This is a genomic window from Acinetobacter sp. YH12039 (assembly GCF_013420015.1).
GTDB lineage: Bacteria > Pseudomonadota > Gammaproteobacteria > Pseudomonadales > Moraxellaceae > Acinetobacter > Acinetobacter amyesii.
In genome coordinates, this window is record NZ_VOZA01000114.1 from 1 (window position 1) to 2,081 (window position 2,081).

Sequence of the window (2,081 nt, forward strand, 5' to 3'; positions counted from 1 at the left end):
TCATGAGAAAGCCCATATAAATGGGTAATGTACAAGTTGCTGTAGAAGCATGTTTAATTCGTCTGATCACAGATACTTTATAAAGTATTTTAATACTTTTTTGAATCAGTCAATGCGTAAGTCCTAGAGTAATAGAATTCTGCAACTCAACCAAGAACTGTCAGATCAGACAAAGTTGTCTTCCTGAGTAATTTATCTACAGTCTCATCTAGTATAATGTCGTATTTTTGCTCGACAAAATGTCGTATTTTTGCTAGTTTAAAGGTATGTGAAAACTGATGTATAAGGGAGATGCGATGACAACTAAAGCGAAAATGCAAATGCGCATCAAACGCTCAAAACGTTATGTTTTTATGCGTGATGATTTTAATGACATTGCGAATTATGACCAAATTGGAAGAGTTCTGCGAAACTTAGTTCAAGAAGGTGAGCTAATTAAAGTTGGTTATGGTATTTATACCAAAGCAAGAAAAAATCAAATTACCGGCAAAGTAATGCCAGCCTGTCCAGAAGGCGCGGATGCAGTGATCTTAGAGGCATTAAAAAGATTGGATGTGCAGGTTACGTTAGGAGAGGCTACGGAAAAATATTTATCTGGTCAATCCACCCAGATTCCAGCCTTTACTCAAATTAAAACCCCGCGTCGTTTTACACGCCAATTGTCTGTAGGTCGTAGCCAAATTAATGCCTGATATAAAAAATGTGTTTGCAGATGTCGCTGATGCACTTGGTATTGGTGCAACTTCTATTGTTGAAAAAGATTACTATGTTGTCGAGTTATTGAGACTATTACAGTCTCTAGAATTTGAAACGCATGACTTGGTTTTTGCTGGTGGAACTTCTTTAGCTAAAGCAAATATTCAGTTAAATCGGATGTCTGAAGATGTGGACATTAAAATAGTTCCAAAACCAAATATTGCATTAAGTCGCTCTAAAGCTAAAGTTGTACGTAAACAATTGCTTCATCAAGTACAAGACAAAATCTCTCAATCTGATTTCTTTACAATTGAAGAGGAACCAGTTGTCTGGGATGAATATCGTTATATGGAATTATTAATTCGATATCCTCAGCATTTCAACCAAGCTCCCTGTTTACGACCATTCATTAAATTGGAATTAGTTGAAACAGACTTACTTGAGCCTTTTGAATCTAGAAGTATCACCTCGTTTGTGTATGACTTGGCTAAGAAAGGGAAGCCAGTCGATGCTTTTCCCTCCGTCACAATTGTCAGTACCAGTATCGAGAAGCTGATAGCAATTTTAAGGCGTACAGCGGCCTTTGCTAGAAATGCTGAAAGAGCTGATGATGAATCATTAGTTCGACATGTGTATGACTACTTTAAAATTACCTATGGTAAACCACAAGATTTTGTTTATTTAGGGCACTTAGCTACTAAAGTTATAAAAACTGATATTGAGCGTTATGGTCGTCAGCATACTCTTATGGTTGAAGACCCGATTGCTGAATTGTTATTTGGTTTAAATGAATTAAGTCGTAATCCACTCTATAAAGCCAGGTTTAATAATTTTGTTGTTCCTATGGTGTTCGGGGACAAACAAATATCATGGCAGCAAGCCTATTCACATTTTCAGGACTCAGTTCAACAGATCTTCGCTAACTTAAAGTTGTAAATGTAGAAAAGAAATTAGCTTAAGCACAATAGATTATTTATTTACAATCACTCTTATTACAACTAAATTTGTCAAAATTCTTCAGAGTTTTTTCTTTGAATTCTAACTCGTAACTCATCGAAGATAGAAAATGTTAATTCGCTTGAAATTTTTTTTGAATTAGCCTAAGTATAATTCTTAGGCTATTCTTAAAACCATATTTCAAGCTGCATAAAAATTCGATTAGGCAATTGTTTTAAAAACCAGGTCCGTAATCGTAACTATTTTCTTGCGTGGACTCTTTACGACTATTACGTGATGTCACAGATTGATTTTTATAGAAATAGAGATGGATCCGTAAATTTGAACAACTCCTATAAGTGATATTCTGCTCCTCAAATGATGTTATAAACATCAATATATGGAGTATTTTATGGCACGTAGACCAAGAAGAAATCATTCAAATGATT

At 34.9% G+C, this 2,081-nt stretch carries 2 protein-coding genes; both read left to right on the forward strand.

What is annotated here, in order from left to right; all coding sequences use genetic code 11:
• The first annotated feature begins 296 nt into the window (after positions 1-296).
• Complete coding sequence (locus tag FTT98_RS17635) at positions 297-692, forward strand: DUF6088 family protein (RefSeq protein WP_120376154.1); 396 nt, start codon at positions 297-299, stop codon at positions 690-692.
• Complete coding sequence (locus tag FTT98_RS17640) at positions 685-1,632, forward strand: nucleotidyl transferase AbiEii/AbiGii toxin family protein (protein ID WP_120376155.1); 948 nt, start codon at positions 685-687, stop codon at positions 1,630-1,632. The genes FTT98_RS17635 and FTT98_RS17640 overlap by 8 nt, the downstream gene beginning before the upstream one ends.
• The last annotated feature ends 449 nt before the right edge of the window (positions 1,633-2,081 follow it).

Coding starts and splice junctions, on each gene's coding strand:
- FTT98_RS17635 (WP_120376154.1), top strand. CDS start 297: ATGACAACTAAAGCGAAAATGCAAATGCGCATCAAACGCTCAAAACGT.
- FTT98_RS17640 (WP_120376155.1), top strand. CDS start 685: ATGCCTGATATAAAAAATGTGTTTGCAGATGTCGCTGATGCACTTGGT.